At 61.9% G+C, this 17,989-nt stretch carries 16 protein-coding genes; 6 read left to right on the forward strand and 10 right to left on the reverse strand.

The genetic code is table 11. From position 1 onward, the window contains the following. The first annotated feature begins 20 nt into the window (after positions 1-20). The 6 genes from aroQ (at position 21) to B7G53_RS05135 (ending at position 5,383) form a co-directional block, all read left to right on the forward strand. Positions 21-461: a type II 3-dehydroquinate dehydratase gene (gene aroQ, locus B7G53_RS05110; protein ID WP_096664478.1), complete on the forward strand. Its 441-nt coding sequence runs from the start codon at positions 21-23 to the stop codon at positions 459-461. Positions 462-614: 153 nt separating this feature from the next. Next, positions 615-1,067, forward strand: a complete 453-nt coding sequence (gene accB, locus B7G53_RS05115) for an acetyl-CoA carboxylase biotin carboxyl carrier protein (RefSeq protein WP_096664481.1) — start codon at positions 615-617, stop codon at positions 1,065-1,067. A 7-nt stretch (positions 1,068-1,074) separates the two neighbouring features. Continuing rightward, a complete protein-coding gene (gene accC, locus B7G53_RS05120) occupies positions 1,075-2,424 on the forward strand; it encodes an acetyl-CoA carboxylase biotin carboxylase subunit (protein ID WP_096664485.1) in 1,350 nt (449 codons plus the stop codon). 25 nt (positions 2,425-2,449) lie between these two features. Beyond that, entirely contained in the window at positions 2,450-3,340 is an 891-nt protein-coding gene (gene prmA, locus B7G53_RS05125) for a 50S ribosomal protein L11 methyltransferase (protein ID WP_096664645.1), read from the forward strand. Between the two features lie 53 nt (positions 3,341-3,393). Then, positions 3,394-4,461 carry a DUF3426 domain-containing protein gene (locus tag B7G53_RS22805; RefSeq protein ID WP_176491287.1) on the forward strand — a complete coding sequence of 356 codons (1,068 nt, stop codon included), beginning with the start codon at positions 3,394-3,396 and terminating at the stop codon, positions 4,459-4,461. Between the two features lie 19 nt (positions 4,462-4,480). Next, complete coding sequence (locus B7G53_RS05135) at positions 4,481-5,383, forward strand: carbohydrate kinase family protein (RefSeq protein WP_096664488.1); 903 nt, start codon at positions 4,481-4,483, stop codon at positions 5,381-5,383. A 195-nt stretch (positions 5,384-5,578) separates the two neighbouring features. Here the strand turns inward: B7G53_RS05135 and B7G53_RS05140 are convergent, their stop codons facing one another. From B7G53_RS05140 to ltrA, 10 genes are all read right to left on the reverse strand, one after another. Continuing rightward, positions 5,579-6,046: a histone H1-like DNA-binding protein gene (locus B7G53_RS05140; RefSeq protein ID WP_096664495.1), complete on the reverse strand. Its 468-nt coding sequence runs from the start codon at positions 6,044-6,046 to the stop codon at positions 5,579-5,581. 14 nt (positions 6,047-6,060) lie between these two features. After that, on the reverse strand, positions 6,061-6,216 hold the full coding sequence (locus B7G53_RS22810) for a hypothetical protein (protein ID WP_176491288.1): 156 nt from the start codon (positions 6,214-6,216) through the stop codon (positions 6,061-6,063). 19 nt (positions 6,217-6,235) lie between these two features. Then, positions 6,236-7,441, reverse strand: coding sequence for a ribonucleotide-diphosphate reductase subunit beta (locus B7G53_RS05145; protein WP_096664498.1), 1,206 nt, complete (start codon positions 7,439-7,441; stop codon positions 6,236-6,238). A gap of 135 nt (positions 7,442-7,576) precedes the next feature. Continuing rightward, complete coding sequence (locus tag B7G53_RS05150) at positions 7,577-10,483, reverse strand: ribonucleoside-diphosphate reductase subunit alpha (RefSeq protein ID WP_096664500.1); 2,907 nt, start codon at positions 10,481-10,483, stop codon at positions 7,577-7,579. Between the two features lie 410 nt (positions 10,484-10,893). Continuing rightward, positions 10,894-11,481, reverse strand: coding sequence for a 1,6-anhydro-N-acetylmuramyl-L-alanine amidase AmpD (ampD, locus tag B7G53_RS05155; RefSeq protein ID WP_096664503.1), 588 nt, complete (start codon positions 11,479-11,481; stop codon positions 10,894-10,896). After that, a complete protein-coding gene (locus B7G53_RS05160) occupies positions 11,468-12,886 on the reverse strand; it encodes a sigma-54-dependent transcriptional regulator (protein WP_096664506.1) in 1,419 nt (472 codons plus the stop codon). The genes ampD and B7G53_RS05160 overlap by 14 nt, the downstream gene beginning before the upstream one ends. Continuing rightward, entirely contained in the window at positions 12,883-14,628 is a 1,746-nt protein-coding gene (locus B7G53_RS05165) for a sensor histidine kinase (protein ID WP_096664508.1), read from the reverse strand. The genes B7G53_RS05160 and B7G53_RS05165 overlap by 4 nt, the downstream gene beginning before the upstream one ends. Next, positions 14,628-14,861 (reverse strand): PP0621 family protein, encoded by a 234-nt coding sequence (locus tag B7G53_RS05170; protein ID WP_096664511.1) that lies wholly within the window; start codon positions 14,859-14,861, stop codon positions 14,628-14,630. Before B7G53_RS05170 ends, B7G53_RS05165 begins: the two co-directional genes overlap by 1 nt. Further along, positions 14,858-15,673 carry a cytochrome C assembly family protein gene (locus B7G53_RS05175; protein ID WP_096664514.1) on the reverse strand — a complete coding sequence of 272 codons (816 nt, stop codon included), beginning with the start codon at positions 15,671-15,673 and terminating at the stop codon, positions 14,858-14,860. Before B7G53_RS05175 ends, B7G53_RS05170 begins: the two co-directional genes overlap by 4 nt. A 105-nt stretch (positions 15,674-15,778) precedes the next feature. Continuing rightward, positions 15,779-17,500: a group II intron reverse transcriptase/maturase gene (ltrA, locus tag B7G53_RS05180; protein ID WP_096664517.1), complete on the reverse strand. Its 1,722-nt coding sequence runs from the start codon at positions 17,498-17,500 to the stop codon at positions 15,779-15,781. Between the last annotated feature and the right edge of the window lie 489 nt (positions 17,501-17,989).

A 17,989-nucleotide genomic window follows, 5' to 3' on the forward strand; every position in this document is an offset into this window, starting at 1 on the left:
CGGCCGGAAAGGAGACAGTGTTGATGAGCATACTGGTATTGCATGGACCGAATCTGAACCTGCTGGGCACCCGCGAGCCGCAGGTGTACGGGGTGACCACGTTGGATCAAATTAACGAAGATTTGGTCAAATTCGCCGCAGATCGCGGCACATCGCTACAGACTTTTCAGAGCAACCACGAGGGCGTCCTGGTTGACCGCATCCAGCAGGCACGTACCGACGGCACGCAGTTCATCGTCATCAACCCGGCGGCCTTCACGCATACCAGTGTGGCCATCCGCGATGCGATTGCGGGGGTGGCCATTCCGTTTGTGGAGGTGCATCTTTCCAACGTCCATCGGCGCGAAGCCTTTCGCCACCACTCCTATTTTTCGGATGTGGCTGAAGCTGTGATGGCCGGTTTCGGGCCGGCTGGTTACCGCTATGCGGTAGACTTCGCCCTTTCGCGTCTGGCTAAATAGCCTGAATTAATAAAGTTAGCTGATTTTTAGGCGCCGAAGGGTGTAAAAAGCGGAATTTAGGCGCGATCAGCGCTGGAGTCCGCCAGTCATGCCGCCGGCAAGATGAATGTCAGAGGTGCCCGCCTCAAGGCGCCGACCGTCGTTGGAGAAACCATGGATTTAAGAAAACTCAAGACACTGATTGACCTCGTTTCCGAGTCCAATGTGTCCGAACTGGAAATCACCGAGGCCGAAGGCAAGGTCCGTATCGTCAAATCGGGCGGCACGCCCATGGTGATGCAGGCCCCCATGACCATGATGCCGGCACCGGTGGCCGCCCCGGCGGCCGGCGTGCCGGCAGCTGCCGAGGCCGCGGCACCGGCCGCGCCGGCAGGTCATGCAGTCAAGTCCCCGATGGTCGGCACCTTTTACCGCTCGTCCAGCCCCGGCGCCAAGGCGTACGTGGAAGTGGGCAGCCAGGTCAAGGAAGGCGAGACCATCTGCATCATCGAGGCGATGAAAATCCTCAACGAGATTGAAGCGGACAAATCCGGCACCATCACCCGCATCCTGTGCGAGAACGGTCAGGCGGTGGAGTACGGACAGCCGCTCTTCATGATCGAGTGACCGCTGCATGTTCAAAAAGATACTGATCGCCAACCGCGGCGAAATTGCGCTCCGCATCCAGCGCGCCTGCCGGGAACTCGGCGTCAAGGCCGTGATGGTGTATTCCGAGGCTGACCGCGAGGCCAAGTACATCAAGCTCGCGGACGAGTCGGTCTGCATCGGTCCGGCGCCTTCCGCGCTGAGCTACCTCAACATGCCGGCCATCATCTCGGCCGCCGAGGTGACGGACGCCGAGGCGATTCACCCCGGCTACGGTTTCCTGAGCGAAAACGCCGACTTTGCCGAACGGGTTGAAAAAAGCGGCTTCAAGTTCATTGGCCCATCGCCCGAATCCATACGCATCATGGGCGACAAGGTCTCGGCCAAGCAGACCATGATCAAAGCCGGCGTGCCCTGTGTGCCGGGCTCCGAAGGCGCCCTGCCTGACGACCCGGCGGTCATCAAGCGCACGGCCAAGCAGGTCGGCTACCCCGTCATCATCAAGGCAGCCGGTGGCGGCGGCGGGCGTGGCATGCGGGTGGTGCACACCGAAGCGGCGCTGCTGCATGCGGTGCAGACCACCAAGGCCGAAGCGGGCGCTGCCTTTGGCAACCCCGAGGTCTACATGGAAAAATTCCTGCAGAACCCGCGCCACATCGAAATCCAGATCCTCGCCGACCAGCACAAAAATGCGGTCTGGCTCGGGGAGCGGGACTGCTCCATGCAGCGCCGCCACCAGAAGGTGATTGAAGAGGCGCCGGCCCCGGGCATTCCGCGCAAGATCATCGAGCGCATCGGCGAACGCTGCGTCGCGGCCGTCAAGAAGATTGGTTATCGCGGCGCCGGGACCTTCGAGTTCCTCTACGAAAACGGCGAGTTCTACTTCATCGAGATGAACACCCGGGTCCAGGTCGAGCACCCGGTGACCGAGTGGGTCACCGGCGTGGATATCGTCCGGTCGCAGATCCAGATAGCTGCCGGCGAAAAACTGCCTTTCACGCAGCGCCAGATCGAAATCAAGGGCCATGCGATCGAATGCCGCATCAACGCGGAAGACCCCTACAAGTTTGTTCCGTCGCCGGGGCGCATCACCACCTGGCACATGCCGGGCGGGCCGGGTGTGCGGGTGGATTCGCACATCTACACGAACTACTTTGTGCCGCCGAATTACGACTCGATGGTCGGCAAGATCATTGTGCACGGCGACACCCGCGAGCAGGCCCTGGCGCGCATGCGCACGGCGCTGGCCGAAACCGTGGTCGAGGGCATCAACACCAACATCGCGCTGCACCGTGAATTGATGGTGGATGCCAAGTTCATGGACGGCGGCACCAACATCCACTACCTTGAAGAGTGGTTGTCGCAACGTGACCGCTGAACCGGGCGCGCTCCAGCCCAAGAGCATGTTTGAACTGGTTTTGCTGGCCCCAGTGGCCAGCGTGGAAACACTGAGCGATGCGCTGGAGGCGCTCGACGCACTCAGTGTGTCGGTCGAAGATGCCGACGCACAAACGCCGGCCGAACAGGCCCTGTTTGGCGAGCCCGGCATGCCGCCGCCCAGGGCCGGCTGGGAGCGTTCGCGCGTGGTGTCGCTTTTCTCCGATGAAGCCGGCGCGCGCGATGCCGCCGGCGTGCTGGCCGCGCAGGACTTTTTTGCCGGCTGCCAGCTGGTGGCCGTCCAGGCGGTGCCCGAGCAGGATTGGGTGCGGCTGACGCAGTCGCAATTCACGCCGGTGGAGATCACCCCCGAGTTCTGGATCGTCCCGACCTGGCACGAACCGCCCGCGCAGGCCCGGCAGGTGATCCGCCTGGACCCGGGGCTGGCTTTTGGCACGGGCACCCACCCGACCACGCGCATGTGTTTGCGCTGGATTGCCGGCCAGGGCGCGGCGAACAAGCCATTGGGCCGCGTCCTCGACTATGGTTGTGGCTCGGGCATTCTGGCGATTGGCGCTGCCAAGTTTGGGGCGGTCGCTATTGATGCCGTCGATATTGACGAAGCCGCTGTTGAGTCCACACGTGCCAATGCTGAAGCCAACCATGTCACCCTGAATGCCGGCTTGCCTGACAAGGCCGAAGGCACTTACCAGACCGTGCTGGCCAACATCCTGGCCACGCCGCTCAAGGTGCTGGCGCCCCTGTTGTGTGCGCGTGTGGCTCCCGGCGGTGCGCTGGTGCTGGCCGGCATTCTCGAGCGGCAGGCCGACGAACTCAAGGCCGCTTATGCGCCTTACTGTCAGCTGCAGGTGACGGACCAGGAAGACGGCTGGATACTGATGACCGCCCGGCTTTGAGCGGGCTTGCGCCTCGTCACGCCCCGTACACGCCCCGTACAATAAGGCGCTAAATGAGCCTGATTACGCGCTGTTCTGCCTGCGGCACGATGTTCAAAGTCGTGGCCGACCAACTCAAGATTTCCCAGGGCTGGGTGCGTTGCGGGCACTGCGCCGAAGTTTTTGACGCAGCAGCCAACCTGCAGCCCTACGCACCCCAGGCAACCGCGTCGTCCTCCGACGCTCCGGTGTCCCCTGCACCCGATGCCCTGTCTGACCTGCGGGAGGACCGCGGCGGGGCGGCATCCGTGGCCCCCATGCTGGTGGCGCCTTCTGCGGAGCCGGAGGCCGACTGGTCTGATCCCGTTCCGGCGCCAGAGGCCGCATCGGTTGCCGCGTCCGCATCGGTGCCGGAAGTCCAGGTGTCGCCGTCGCCAGACCTCGCCGCCGACGTGTTCGCCTTTTCGGTGAGCCCGGAGCCATCCGACTTTCCCGGAGCGGCGGCACCCGCAGCGCGATCGGGCTACACGGAAAGTGCCTTCGATGAATCGGGGGCCCCTGTTCCCGACCATGGCCACGAGGTGTCGTTTGTGCGTGAGGCCAGGCGCGATGCGTTCTGGCGCCGGCCTGCACTGCGCGTGGCGCTGGGATTGGCAGCATCGGTGCTCTTGGCCGCCCTGCTGCTGCAGGGCGCCCTGTTCCAGAGACATACGCTGGCCGTGTCGCAGCCCTGGCTGCGTCCGGCCCTGGACACACTGTGTGCCTCGCTGCATTGCGAGATCAGGCCGCCACAGCAGATTGAATCGGTGGTGATCGAGAGTTCGGCCTTCAACAAACTCGCCGCCGACGCCTACCGGCTCAAGGTGGTGATCAGGAACGCAGGTGCGATCCCCTTGGCCCTGCCGTCGCTGGAGCTGACACTGACCGACACCCAGGACCAGGCGCAACTGCGGCGTGTACTGACCCCGGCCGAACTGGGCGCCACCGGCCCCACGCTGGCGGCAGGCGCCGAATTTTCCGGCGTGCTGGCCATCAGAATTTTGAATTCCCCACCCGACGCCAGCGCGTCCCAAACGCCGCCCGTGCGGCCTTCCGCGCCCTTGCGGATTGCTGGCTACCGGGTCCTTGCTTTTTATCCCTGACTGAATCGAGATCCATCCCATGCCTGCTGTAATTTGTGGTTCCCTGGCCTTTGACACCATCATGACGTTTGAGGGGCGCTTTGCCGAGCAGATCCTGCCCGACCAGCTGCACATCCTCAATGTGTCCTTCCTGGTGCCGGCCCTGCGCCGGGAGTTTGGCGGTTGCGCCGGCAACATCGCCTACAGCCTGCAGCAGCTGGGCGGAACGCCCTTGCCCATGGCCACCGTGGGTACCGACGGGGCCGAGTATGTGGCGCGCCTGAACACACTGGGCATCAGCACCGAGTTTGTCAGGGAGGTGGGAGACACCTACACCGCCCAGGCCATGATCATGACGGACCGCGACAACAACCAGATCACCGCCTTCCATCCCGGGGCGATGGGCCAGGCGCATACGACAAAAATTGCGCCGCGCACCGATATCAGTATCGGCATCATCTCGCCGGACGGGCGCGACGCCATGCTGCAGCATGCCGAGCAGTTCAAGGCCGCCGGTATTCCTTTTGTGTTCGATCCCGGCCAGGGCCTGCCCATGTTTGACGGCAAGGACCTGGCCCATTTTGTCGAGCTGGCGAGCTGGGTCACGGTCAACGACTACGAGGCCAAGCTGCTGTGCGACCGGACCGGTTTGTCCTGCGCCGAAATCTCGAAGCGGGTGCAGGGCCTGGTGGTGACACTCGGGGCGCACGGTTGCGAGGTCTGGGTGGACGGCGACAAGACGCTGGTCGCGCCGGTGCTGGCCACGGAAGTGGTGGACCCGACCGGTTGCGGCGACGCTTTTCGCGGGGCCCTGCTGTTCGGCCTCGAAAAAGGCTGGTCGCTGGTGCGCTGTGCCGAGCTGGGCAATCGCGTCGGTGCCCACAAGATTGCTTTCCGCGGCGGCCAGAACTACACGCTCACGTCCGCTCAGATTGGCCTGTAAGCATCGATTAAAAGCCAAAAAGGCTTCCAGCCCTTTTTGTATGGGCGCAATCAGCTACTGAATTTGTAGCAACTGGGACGCCTCCACGGGGTCGGCTGCCCTGAAGAAGGTGCAGTCGGTGCCTCGCACCCCACCCTGAAAGTAAAAAAGCCCGGCATCTTGCGATGTCGGGCTTCAGGCCAAGTGTCTTACTGTTTACGGCTTGCTGGCTGTCGGAAACGGCCAGGCAGCTTGCGGGTTCAGAGTAGTCTGAGCCGCAGGGGCAGCCGGAGCAGCAGGAGCTTTGGCAGCGGGTTTTTTCGCGGCTTTCTTCGCAGCGGGCTTTTTCGCTGCTTTCTTGGCTGCTGGCTTTTTGGCAGCGGGTTTCTTCGCAGCAGCTTTCTTCGCTGGCGCTTTTTTCGCTACTTTTTTCGCCGCAGGCTTTTTAGCTGCTGCTTTTTTCGCAGCAGGCTTTTTCGCCGCTACTTTTTTAGCCGGGGCTTTTTTCGCTGGCGCTTTTTTCGCAGGAGCTTTTTTAGCTGCTACTTTTTTCGCTGGCGCTTTTTTGGCCGGGGCTTTTTTCGCTGCTACTTTTTTAGCAGGTGCTTTTTTAGCCGCTACTTTTTTCGCAGGGGCTTTCTTCGGAGCAGCTTTTTTAGCCGCAGTTTTTTTCGCAGTTGCCATAGTTTTCTCCTTGATCACATTGCAAAGATCACTTCACGTCTGGAGTACGCGAAGCGATTCACGGCGTTGGGCTGTCGGCGAACCGGGCCCAGCGCCGCGAACACGGGAGCAAAGCCCAACGCGCGCACTTCTGCGGTGCGGTCGGTGGTCAATGCAAGTCTGGAAATCATTGTTGTGTCGGCTTGTCGGTCAGTCCCAGGAGAGAGCACCACCGGACTGGTACTCGATCACACGGGTTTCGAAAAAGTTGCGTTCCTTCTTCAGGTCGATCATTTCGCTCATCCAGGGGAACGGGTTTTCCTCGTTCGGGAACAGCGTTTCCAGGCCGATCTGCGTAGCCCGGCGGTTGGCGATGTAGCGCAGGTAACCCTTGAACATGGACGCGTTGAGGCCCAGCACGCCGCGCGGCATGGTGTCCTCGGCGTAGCGGTATTCGAGCTCGACCGCCTTCATGAACAGGGCCTTGATCTCGGCCTTGAACTCGGCGGTCCACAGCAGCGGGTTCTCGAGCTTGAGCTGGTTGATCAGGTCGATGCCGAAGTTGCAGTGCATGGACTCGTCGCGCAGGATGTACTGGTACTGCTCGGCGGCGCCGGTCATCTTGTTCTGGCGGCCCAGCGCCAGGATCTGCGTGAAGCCGACATAGAAGAACAGGCCTTCCATCAGGCAGGCGAACACGATCAGCGACTTCAGCAGGGTCTGGTCCGCTTCCTGGGTGCCAGTCTTGAAGTTGGGGTCCGAGATGGCATCGATGAAGGGAATCAGGAACTGGTCCTTGTCCCTGATCGACTGCACTTCGTTGTAGGCGTTGAAGATCTCGCTTTCATCCAGACCCAGCGATTCGGTGATGTACTGGTAGGCGTGGGTGTGGATGGCTTCTTCAAACGCCTGGCGCAGCAGAAACTGGCGGCACTCGGGTGCCGTGATGTGCCGGTAAGTGCCCAGCACGATGTTGTTGGCGGCCAGCGAGTCGGCGGTGACAAAAAAACCGAGGTTGCGCTTGACCAGACGGCGTTCGTCTTCCGTCAGGCCGTTCGGGTCTTTCCAGAGCGCGATGTCGCGCGTCATGTTCACTTCCTGCGGCATCCAGTGGTTGGCGCAGCTGGCCAGGTATTTTTCCCAGGCCCATTTGTACTTGAACGGAACCAGCTGGTTCACGTCGGTCTGGCCGTTGATGATGCGTTTGTCGGCGGCTTTGACGCGATGGGCGGTGGGTGCCACGGTGGCCGGTGCTGCGCGCACGCCTGAAGAAGTCAAGGCGCTGTCGTCGAGCAGGCGGGCTGCAGCATGGGGCTGCAAAGAAAGAGGCGGAAGTTCCATCGAGCGGCCTTCGGGAAGGGCGCTGGCAAGAGGTTTTTGCAACGATGGTTTAGCTTCTTCGTCCCAGGTCAACATAGATGTTTCCAATAAGTTGGATTATGAAAGCAGCGATACAAAATGAAAAGTGTTCATTCACATCACGCTGAATTAGTGTTGCTCAATTACATCGAATCAGGCGCCGGTTTTTTCCGGCGCCGTGATCCGTTTTTTTTATTGGCAGGCCTCACATCCTGGATCGTCGATCGCGCAAAACTTGATGTCCGTCGCAGGTGATGCGCTCATCTGCGCCTGCGCTGTGGCTGCTGCCGCATCGAGTGCATTCATGCTGCCGGTGTCATCGGTGTTGCCGGAGGCTACGGCATTCATCTTGCCGGCTTTCACGGTGGACTTTTCTGCGTGCGTCGCGCTCATGGTGCGCAGGTAGTAGGTGGTCTTCAGGCCGCGCAGCCAGGCGAGCTTGTAGGTGTCGTCGAGCTTCTTGCCCGAGGCGCCGGCCATGTAGATGTTGAGCGACTGCGCCTGGTCGATCCACTTCTGGCGGCGTGACGCGGCTTCAACCAGCCAGGTGGCGTCGACCTCGAACGCCGTGGCGTACAGCGCCTTGATGTCCTGCGGCACGCGGTCGATGGGACGCAGCGAGCCGTCAAAGTGTTTGAGGTCCACCACCATCACGTCGTCCCACAAACCCAGGCGCTTGAGGTCGCGCACCAGGTAGTGGTTGATGACCGTGAATTCGCCGGACAGGTTGGACTTGACCGAGAGGTTGCCGAAGCAGGGCTCGATGCAGGCATCCACGCCGATGATGTTGGAGATGGTGGCGGTCGGGGCGATGGCCACGCAGTTGGAATTGCGCATGCCGTCGGCTGCGATCTTCTGGCGCAGCGCGTCCCAGTCCAGCGTCGCCGAGCGATCCACTTCCAGATAGCCGCCGCGCTGCTTGGCCAGCAGGTCCAGCGTGTCCAGCGGCAGGATGCCCTGGTCCCAGAGCGAGCCCTTGTAGCTGGTGTACTTGCCGCGCTCTCTGGCCAGTTCGGTCGAGGCCCAGTAGGCGTGGTAGCAGACGGCTTCCATGGACTTGTCGGCAAACTCGACCGCGGCATCCGACGCATACGGGATGCGCAGCTCGTACAGGCAGTCCTGGAAACCCATGATGCCCAGGCCGACCGGACGGTGGCGCATATTGGAGTCGCGTGCCTTCTTGACGGCGTAGTAATTGATGTCGATCACGTTGTCCAGCATGCGCATGGCCGTGGTGATGGTTTTCTTGAGCTTCTCGTGGTCCACCGCGCCGTCTTTCAGGTGCTGCACCAGATTCACGGAGCCGAGGTTGCAGACCGCGGTTTCGGTGTCGCTGGTGTTGAGCGTGATCTCGGTGCACAGGTTGGACGAATGAACGACGCCGGCGTGTTGCTGGGGCGAACGCACATTGCAGGCATCCTTGAAGGTGATCCAGGGATGGCCGGTCTCAAACAGCATCGACAGCATCTTGCGCCACATGTCGATGGCCTGCAACTTGCGGGCGGGCTTGATTTCACCGCGTTCGGCCTTGGCTTCGTAGGCGGTGTAGGCCTTTTCGAACTCGATGCCGAATTTGTCGTGCAGGTCCGGCGTGTCCGATGGCGAGAACAGCGTCCAACTGCCTTTTTCCATCACGCGGCGCATGAACAGGTCGGGAATCCAGTTGGCGGTGTTCATGTCATGCGTGCGGCGGCGGTCGTCGCCGGTGTTCTTGCGCAGTTCCAGGAACTCCTCGATGTCCAGGTGCCAGGTCTCCAGGTAGGCGCAGACCGCGCCCTTGCGCTTGCCGCCCTGGTTGACCGCCACGGCGGTGTCGTTGACCACCTTGAGGAAAGGAACGACGCCTTGCGACTCGCCGTTGGTGCCCTTGATGTGGGCACCGAGTGCGCGCACCGGGGTCCAGTCGTTGCCCAGGCCGCCGGCGAACTTCGACAGCAGCGCGTTTTCCTTGATGGCATCGTAAATGCCGCCCAGGTCATCGGCGACCGTGGTCAGGTAGCAGGACGACAGCTGCGACCGCAGCGTGCCGGCGTTGAACAGCGTGGGTGTGCTCGACATGAAGTCGAACGAGGACATGATTTCATAGAACTCGATGGCGCGGGCTTCACGGTCGATCTCGTCGAGCGACAGGCCCATGGCCACACGCATGAAGAACGCCTGGGGCAGCTCGATGCGCTGCTTGCGCACGTGCAGGAAGTAGCGGTCGAACAGGGTCTGCAGGCCGAGGTAGTCGAATTTCAGGTCACGCTCGGGTTTGAGTGCAGCGCCCAGGCGCTCTAGGTCGAACTGCTGCAGTCTTTCATCGAGCAGCTCGTTTTGCACACCCTTGGCGATGAACTGGGGGAAATACTCCGCATAGCGTGTGCCCATGTCTTCCTGGGTGACTTCCTCGCCCAGCACTTCGCGGCGGATCGTGTGCAGCAGCAGGCGCGCGGTGGCGTAGGTGTAGTCCGGGTCTTTTTCGATCAGGGTGCGGGCCGCCAGGATGGACGCCTTGTAGACCTCGTCGATCGGCACACCGTCGTACAGGTTGCGCATGGTTTCCTGCACGATCGGGTCGGGCTTGATCTCGGCGCCAAGGCCGGCGCAGGAGGCTTCGATCAGTGCCTGCAGCTTGCCGATGTCCAGCGTGACCTTTTTGCCGCCGTCCAGCACATGCAACTGCGGTGCCTGGGTGGCCGGCGTTTGCGGCTGGCGTGCGCGTTCCTGCGTGCGTTTCTCGCGGTACAGCACATAGGCACGGGCAATCTCGTGGTGGCCGCCGCGCATCAGGCCGAGCTCGACCTGGTCCTGCACGTCTTCTATATGGAAGGTGCCGCCGCCCGGGCGTGAACGCATCAGGGCGCGCATGACAGCCTGGGTCAGGTCGTCCACGGTTTCGCGCACGCTGGCCGAAGCCGCGCCCTGGGTGCCGTGCACCGCCAGAAAGGCTTTCATCATCGCCACAGCGATCTTGTTCGGCTCAAACGGAACCACGGCGCCGTTGCGGCGGATGATCTGGTAATGGGCCAGGGAACTGGCGTGGGCGCTGCTGGCAGGGGACTGCTGTGCGGCAGGCACGCCGGCGGGGGTGGGGACTGCGTGTTGGGTGGTTTGCATATTTTCCTCGTTGTGCTTTGTTGTTGGTGAGTTCGATGTGATTCAGGACAGGAAGAAGGGCTGACGGTTGCCTGTGGCTGGCTTGGTGGCGGGCTTTCCTTGGGCTGTTGGGCACCTGAATCCATCCATCGGATATAGGGCTAAGACACTATACCTAGGGTCTGGAGTGATTTCAAGCACTACAGGTAGTGTATCGGTCCTGAATCGCTGCGTCACGTCCCGCTTACTTTTCTTAGCTTTTTTTTGCAGGAAAAAATGCACAAGTTTGGGTCCTCAGGGGTGCTCCGAAGCTGGGCATCCATCGGCCGGACACGTGCCGATCACGTGTTCATGCGCCTTGCAAGGCGATCAGGGCTTTCGATGGTCGCGGCTGTTGACGGACGGCGGCCAAGCTGGCACCGCCAGGGGCATCAGCGGCTTGCGGGAAAACACTTAGCCGGCAAGCCCAGCGAATCCTGCAGCCGCGACCATTTGAAGCCGGAGCCCGGATCCTGCTTGCGGCCGGGTGCAATGTGTTCATGACCGGCCAGGTGCATGATCGGGTACTGGCGCAGCAGCGCCGCGCAGACGCTGGCCAGGGTTTCGTACTGGGCGGGTTCGAACAGCCCGCCTTCCAGGCCTTCGAGCTCGATGCCAATCGAGTCGTCATTGCAGTTGCTTTTGCCGCGGTAGCCGGACTCCCCGGCATGCCAGGCGCGCGCATCACAGCTGACAAACTGCCAGAGTTCCCCGGACCGGGCGATGAAAAAATGGGAAGACACCTGCAAGCCGCGCATCGACTGGAAGTAGGGATGGGCGTCCCAGTCCAGCTGGTTGGTGAACAGGCGTTGCACCTGGCCATTGCCAAATTCGCCCGGTGGCAGGCTGATGGAGTGGATGACGATCAGGTCGATGCAAGCCGACGCAGGTCGCGGACCGAAGTTCGGCGAGGTCAGCGCCCTGGCGTAGCGGTACCAGCCTTGCTGCCACAGTGCGGACACCGGCTCAGGAGGGCTCATCGGCTGCTTCATCACCCTGGGGCGTCACGATGTTCAGGCGGGCAATCCGGTAACGGATCTGGCGCAGGCTGATGCCCAGCTTGGCGGCGGCCGCCGTGCGGTTGAAGCCGGTTTCCTGCAGGACCTTGGACAGGATGTTGCGCTCCTGCCCGTCAAGAAAGTCCTGCAGGTTTTCCGGCACGGCGACATATTCGGCCGGCGGCGATTCGAGATGCAGGTCACCGTCTTCGCCGAGGGCAATGGCCCGGTGCAACAGGTTCTCGAGTTCCCTGACGTTGCCGTTGAAGGGGTGCTGCTGCAAGGTGGCCAGGACCTGACCGGAGAGGTCCGGCATGTGAAAGCCCGACTCCCGGCAAATCCTTCCGAGCAGGTCCCGACACAGGGCGGGCAGGTCCTCGCGGCGCTCACGCAACGGCGGGACGCTGATTTCAATGACGTTGAGCCGGTAGTACAAATCCTGGCGGAAGGTGCCGGCCGCCACCGCAGCGGCCAGATCCTTGTGGGTGGCGCTGACAACGCGCACATCCACCGTGTCCTCCTGGGTGGAGCCCAGCGGGCGGACGACCCGCTCCTGGATGGCACGCAACAGCTTGGACTGCATCGCCAGCGGCAGGTCGCCAATCTCGTCCAGAAAAAGGGTGCCGCCTTTGGCCGACTGAAAATAACCGAGCCTGTCCTGTGCCGAGCCGGTGTAGGCGCCTTTGCGGGCCCCGAAAAATTCGGCTTCCAGCAGATTTTCCGGGATGGCGCCGCAGTTGACGGCGACAAAGGGCCCTGCCGCGCGATGGCTGCAGTCGTGCACGGCCCGCGCCACCAGTTCCTTGCCGGTGCCGGACTCGCCCTGGATCAGCACCGGCGCCATGCTGCTGGCGACCTTGACGATGCGGGCCTTGACGGCCTGCATCACGGTCGATTCGCCGACCAGGCGCTGCAATGCCGGCGATGCATCCGCCGGCCGGACGGCCCTGGAGGCGGCGGGTCCGTCCTCGCTGCCGGGCCGGCTGCGCTCCTGGATGGCCGTGGGGGTTGCCGGGCCCTGGATGGCCGACGCCACCACGCCGCGAAACTGCTTGAGGTCCACCGGCTTGGTCAGGTAGTCAAAGGCGCCGGCCTTCAGCGCTTCCACCGCATTTTCGGCGGACCCGTGGGCGGTGATGACCACACAGCGTTCGGGACGCTGTTGGGCGACCATCTCGCGCAGCAGCTCCAGGCCCAGCCCGTCGGGCAGGCGCATGTCGGTGATCACGGCATCAAAGCGTCGTTGCTGCAGCTGGGCGCGCGCCTGCGCCAGGTCGGCCGCCGCCTCGACCCGGTAGCCTTCGCGCAGCAGGGTCAGCTCGTAGAGGGTGCGCAGGTCGGGCTCATCGTCAATCACCAGTATGTGCGCTTGCGTCGGGAGAGTCATGGTGCTTTCTGGATGTCAGACCACATTGTGTCAAAACCCGTCTGGGACAAAGTTTGCGCGGCGACGGCTGGCCGGAAGAGGACAAAAAACTCGTTGCCTTCCACCGCGTTGTGGACGGCCCGCTGGTAGCCTATGAGCGCACCATGGCGTTCGCAGAGCTCCCTGCAGATATACAGGCCCAGCCCGCTGGAGCGGCTCTCCGAAGAGAAAAACGGCTCGAACAGATGCGACTGCACCGTTTTTTCGAGCGGTTGTCCGTCGCTCCAGACCGACAGCCGGGGCTGCCCGTTGGCGGTGATTTCGGTGGTGACCTGTATCGCATCGCCTGCAGCGCTGGCATAACGCAGGGCGTTGTCCAGCAGGTTGACCATCAGGCGCCGCAGGTGCTCGGCCTCGAACAGCACGCCAGTCCGGCCGGCGCCTGCACGCAGGCGCAGCCGCTGGCCCGATGCCGTTTGCTGGGTCCAGTCCGAGCAGATGCGCTGCACCATGTCATCGAGCGGCAGGGCGCTTGTCAGCGCCTGGGGCGCCTGCTCCTGAACGCGGGAGATGTTGAGGATTTCCTCGACGATTCTGGCCAGCCGCTGCGCGTTCTGGCTGACCATGCCTGTGAGCTGTCGCTGTCCGGGGTCCTGCAGGTCTTCCTCCAGCAGGGCATTGGCTTGCGTGATGGCCGCCAGCGGGTTCCTGATTTCATGGGCTACTGCGGCCGACATGCGCCCCATCGCCGCCATTTTTTCGGTGCGCACCCTGGCTTCCATTTCTCGAAGGTCTTCCAGGAACATCACGCACAGGCTCTCGTGGGAGCCGTCGCGCGAGGCGGCCAGCCGGGTACGCACCTGCAGGCGACGGGCATGGCGCGAGGTTTGCTCCAGGCTCACATCGGCCTGCTGCGGCTGGCGCTGCTCAAACGTCAATTGCGCCAGCGCGGTCAGTGGCTGCCAGGCCGTCTCGGCGGCCAGCACAAAGGGGGCCGCGCGCGCCGTGTCCTGGATGGCCAGCAAACGAAGCGAAGCCGGGTTGGCCGCGCGAACGATGCCCTTGGTATCGATCACCAGCACGCCGTCGACCAGCGTGTCGATCACCAGTTCATTGACCTGGGTCTGCATGCGTGCGGCCGAGTGGCTGCGTTCGGCCCGCTTTTGTTCCCGCGACAGGCGCAGGGCCAGCTGGTTGGCCAGCAGGGCAATGATGAAAAAGCCCGAACCGCTCAGGCCGGCCTGCAGGAAGCGCGCCGTGGAGTCGCCCGGCAATTGCAGCGAGGCCCACCAGGCATCGGCCAGCAGCAGCAGCGCCACGCTGGCGGCGGTACCGAGGGCCAGCAGGATGGGGCCCAGCACGGAAGCCAGCAGCACCGGCAGCGCGAACAGCGCCGTGTAGTTGAGCGCCCCTGATTGCAGGAAGTTGAGCGCCGAAAATGCCAGTACATCGACGCCAACCGTGGAAAGCCACTGTGCATCGAAGGTGCTGCCCGGTGGTTTCGGATGGGCCCAGACACGGACGGCGAGCGCCGCAACAAAATAGGCCACGCACAGCACGATCATGGCTTTGCCGACGGGCTGGCCCAGCGCATAAATGGTGGCCTGCAAGGCAAGCAGCACGGCGGCCAGCGTCACGCGCGCCGCCATGAACGCCCGCCACAGCCGGCCGAAGGACTCGCCGCCGGCGTCCGATTCCCAGACGCCGGATTTTTCTGTCGGTCCGAACCAGGAATTCCCGGAGTCCGGCGCCGCCCTGGTCATCAACCCTCGGCCTGGCGACGATGTGCGTCGCTGCAGTAAAACCCCTTGCCGCCGGGCAGGGCGTCCGAACGGGGCAGGTGCACGGCGCAGACGGCGCAGGCCACGACTTCGGTGGCCGGCTTGCCGGTCCGGCCGGCCGGCGGCGCGGGCCGGTCCGGCTGTCCGGTGCGCCGGTTGCTCCGCCAGAGCCAGAGGACCACCAGCGCCAGCACAATCACCAACAGGTATTTCATACGCGCTTCAAAATGACTTCAAGGACAAAACGCGAGCCCACATAACCGAGCAGCAGCAGGCCTGAGCCCAGATACAACACCCGCACCGCCTGTCGCCCGCGCCAGCCCAGGCGTGCCCGGCCGACCAGCAGGCCGGCGAAGGTGATCCAGGCCAGCACCGAGAAAATGGTCTTGTGGTTCCATTGTCCGGCCAAGCCCGGACCGTACAGGGTTTCGGCAAACAGCCAGCCGACCAGCAGCGTGGCCGTCAGCAGCACAAAACCGGCTTGCACAAAGCGAAAGGTCAGCCGTTCCAGCGTCAGCAGGGGTACGCCGGAGTCGGATTGCGTGGCGGAACGGATGGAGCGCTCGGAACGGTTCATCAGCCAGCCATGCACCACGGCGGCGGCAAACAGGCCGTAGGACGCAATGCCCAGCGCCCAGTGCAGAGGCAGCCAGGGCGATGCAATCACGTGGTAGCTGGTACCGGGAAATACCAGCGCCAGCAGGACGGCGGCGCTGCCCAGGCCGGCCAGCGTCCAGCGCGCCTTGAGCTGCGGAAATAGCCGGCTTTCCACCGCATATACGCTCAGCACCAGCCAGACGGTCATGGACAGGGCCGGTGCAAACCCGAACCGCGGCGGTTCGCCGAGCAGGCCCTCGGCCAGGGCGAGGGCGTGCAGCAGCCAGGCCAGCAGAAGCACGCCACGCGTGGTGGTTTCGCTCAAACGCGCGGTGGCCAGCGCCAGGATGGCGTAGGCTAGCGCGGCGCCGATGGCCATGGCCAGACCCCACCAGGCGCTCAAAGTTAAAATGGAGGGTAGGGATACCATCTTGCGATGATATCCCCCCCAAAGAACCGTGCTTGCGACTTTCACCGCACACGGCTCACGCACGACCACTGGCTACACAGCGTCATCAGGTTGCATAACCTTCGACTACTTCGCCAGATTAAAGTCTCCCGTGCTGGAGACCGGCTTGATAACCTTCAAACCTAGGGCGTGGACACGCCTGTGACAGATCGGATGTAACAGCATCCGATTGGAGAGAGCATCACTTCCTCCTAGCTGCCGATACACGATATGGTGGTCGTGCATGTTTTCATCAGCCATGTCTATTTCCTGCCCACAGAGAGCGCAAATACCACCTTGGTCGAACCACAGGGAGGCCCGTTGAATGCTCCAGATGGCGTCACCCATCCTTTGCACCCGTAGCTTCTCCCCATAGGCAACCCAATCCGGGTGGAAAGGGTTGTAATCCCCCTTCACTTTGACGTGACGAACAATTTTCATGTCCGTCAAGGAATACAGCGGGAGCGGTATTCGTTCGTTATTCCCGGCCAAGTCATTTTGCAACCCCGCGAACCGACGGCGTGAGCCGCACTGCTTCCAGTAATGGGCATACACCCAACTCCCGGATTTGCGGGGATGTCTGCGCAAACCCCAGCGCGTTAACCTCCAGTAAATCAGGTGGTCAACGTCGTTGAAGGTCTGCTTTGCGACCGTCCCTTTGTGATACTGAGCCCAGCCTTTCAGGACTGGATTCAAGCGCTGTATGAGCGTTTCCGTTGGAACCGATAGCGACGTGGCGATGATCTCCTTTACCTTGCCATAAAACGTTTTCACGTTTTTCTGGCTCGGTTTGATGAGTAGCTTGCCTCCGTATTTTCGGAAGTTCCATCCCAGAAAATCAAAACCTTGGTCAATATGCACAATGCGTGTCTTTTCCTCGGACAGCGTCAGTCCCCGCTCGCGCAGGAACTTCACTATCCACGGTTGGATCACAGTTTGAAGCAGCTCTTTCGAGCTACCTGTCACTACAAAATCGTCTGCATATCGCACCAAGTGCACCTTCCCCTTCTGTGCATTGCCCGTGCCAAGCTCTTCCCGAAGGAATTGCGCAAGCCCCGTTTCCAGCCCATTGAGGGTGATGTTCGCTAATGTCGGCGAAATGATGCCGCCCTGAGGCGTGCCATCATCCGTGCGCAGGAGCTGACCTTTGTCCACTACTCCTGATTTCAACCATTTGGCGAGCATCCCCTTGTTCATGTGAACCCGGTTCAGCAGCCACTCGTGGTTGATGTTGTCAAAGAACCCAGAGATATCCGCATCCAGCACCCATTGGGCCGAGGCCTTCTGGGATAGGGATACAAACAACTGGCTGCGCGCGTCGTGTGTTGATCGTCCTTTCCGAAACCCATACGAGTTCGGATCAGACGCACATTCCACAGCGGGTTCCAGCGCAAGCAAGTAAAGTGCTTGCATGGCTCTGTCCTTCATGGTCGGTATACCCAGCGGGCGTTCCTTTCCATTGGCCTTCGGGATATAGACCCGCCTGAGGGGGCGAGCCCGGTACCCTTTGGGGGTCAGACAACTAATCGCATTCCATTTCTTTGTTGGCGTGTCCCAAAGTTCGCAATCGACGCCACTCGTTCGCTTCCCTTTGTTCTCAGTTACTTTCCTGACCGCCAATGCCTTGGCTTGCCAGGATCGAATCAGGCTCCTTGTGAGTCTTGCGACTCTTCGAAAGTCCTTCTTCGTTTCCGCCTGCGCTATGCGCATCTGCGCCTTCCCTACGAACAGCATGACCGCCTTCCAATCAATGGAATGCCAACCACCTGATTCGTCCAGAGACGCAGCATCGTTTCCGATGTGTTCCATACCATTCTCCAGTTTGGTTTGACCCATTGAAGACGGCACTGACCCAGAGGGTCAGATACCCTCTGGGTCGTTGATAAAGTCGCAACGGCTTTACGCTGTCGCACCCTGAGCAAGTCAGCCAGCTTTCGCTGCGAGGTAGAACCCCTATACCGCCCATTACAGACGGCCATTCGCTTTTTGCTCAATCCTCTACCCCCTCCACCATTGCCCTTGATTGCTCGCGGGTTTGCCAGTTCCTTGCGGACTGGCGATGAGTGGGGCTTACCTCGTTTCCCTCTGTGCCCCGTCTGGCGGCTGCCAGACAGAAGGGGTTAGGGACTCTCTATCCGCCGGAAGTCGTTTTAGGGAACGATGCGAAGTCCATGACCTGCGCATCCTGACTTCGTGCCTTTTGGCCGCAGCTCCTCCCTTGCGGGAGAACTAAGGCGTAAGCTGCTTACTGTTAACGACGGTTCGAACGAGAGTTCACATTACATTTCCCATGCCCTT

The organism is Polaromonas sp. AET17H-212, from assembly GCF_002379085.1.
In the GTDB taxonomy this organism is placed as follows: Bacteria; Pseudomonadota; Gammaproteobacteria; order Burkholderiales; family Burkholderiaceae_C; genus Polaromonas.

Excerpts from the sequence above, each read along its gene's own strand:
- accB (WP_096664481.1), top strand. The coding sequence starts at position 615 with ATGGATTTAAGAAAACTCAAGACACTGATTGACCTCGTTTCCGAGTCC.
- accC (WP_096664485.1), top strand. The coding sequence starts at position 1,075 with ATGTTCAAAAAGATACTGATCGCCAACCGCGGCGAAATTGCGCTCCGC.
- prmA (WP_096664645.1), top strand. The coding sequence starts at position 2,450 with ATGTTTGAACTGGTTTTGCTGGCCCCAGTGGCCAGCGTGGAAACACTG.
- B7G53_RS22805 (WP_176491287.1), top strand. The coding sequence starts at position 3,394 with ATGAGCCTGATTACGCGCTGTTCTGCCTGCGGCACGATGTTCAAAGTC.
- B7G53_RS05135 (WP_096664488.1), top strand. The coding sequence starts at position 4,481 with ATGCCTGCTGTAATTTGTGGTTCCCTGGCCTTTGACACCATCATGACG.
- B7G53_RS05140 (WP_096664495.1), bottom strand. The coding sequence starts at position 6,046 with ATGGCAACTGCGAAAAAAACTGCGGCTAAAAAAGCTGCTCCGAAGAAA.
- B7G53_RS22810 (WP_176491288.1), bottom strand. The coding sequence starts at position 6,216 with ATGATTTCCAGACTTGCATTGACCACCGACCGCACCGCAGAAGTGCGC.
- B7G53_RS05145 (WP_096664498.1), bottom strand. The coding sequence starts at position 7,441 with ATGTTGACCTGGGACGAAGAAGCTAAACCATCGTTGCAAAAACCTCTT.
- B7G53_RS05150 (WP_096664500.1), bottom strand. The coding sequence starts at position 10,483 with ATGCAAACCACCCAACACGCAGTCCCCACCCCCGCCGGCGTGCCTGCC.
- ampD (WP_096664503.1), bottom strand. The coding sequence starts at position 11,481 with ATGAGCCCTCCTGAGCCGGTGTCCGCACTGTGGCAGCAAGGCTGGTAC.
- B7G53_RS05160 (WP_096664506.1), bottom strand. The coding sequence starts at position 12,886 with ATGACTCTCCCGACGCAAGCGCACATACTGGTGATTGACGATGAGCCC.
- B7G53_RS05165 (WP_096664508.1), bottom strand. The coding sequence starts at position 14,628 with ATGACCAGGGCGGCGCCGGACTCCGGGAATTCCTGGTTCGGACCGACA.
- B7G53_RS05170 (WP_096664511.1), bottom strand. The coding sequence starts at position 14,861 with ATGAAATACCTGTTGGTGATTGTGCTGGCGCTGGTGGTCCTCTGGCTC.
- B7G53_RS05175 (WP_096664514.1), bottom strand. The coding sequence starts at position 15,673 with ATGGTATCCCTACCCTCCATTTTAACTTTGAGCGCCTGGTGGGGTCTG.
- ltrA (WP_096664517.1), bottom strand. The coding sequence starts at position 17,500 with ATGGAACACATCGGAAACGATGCTGCGTCTCTGGACGAATCAGGTGGT.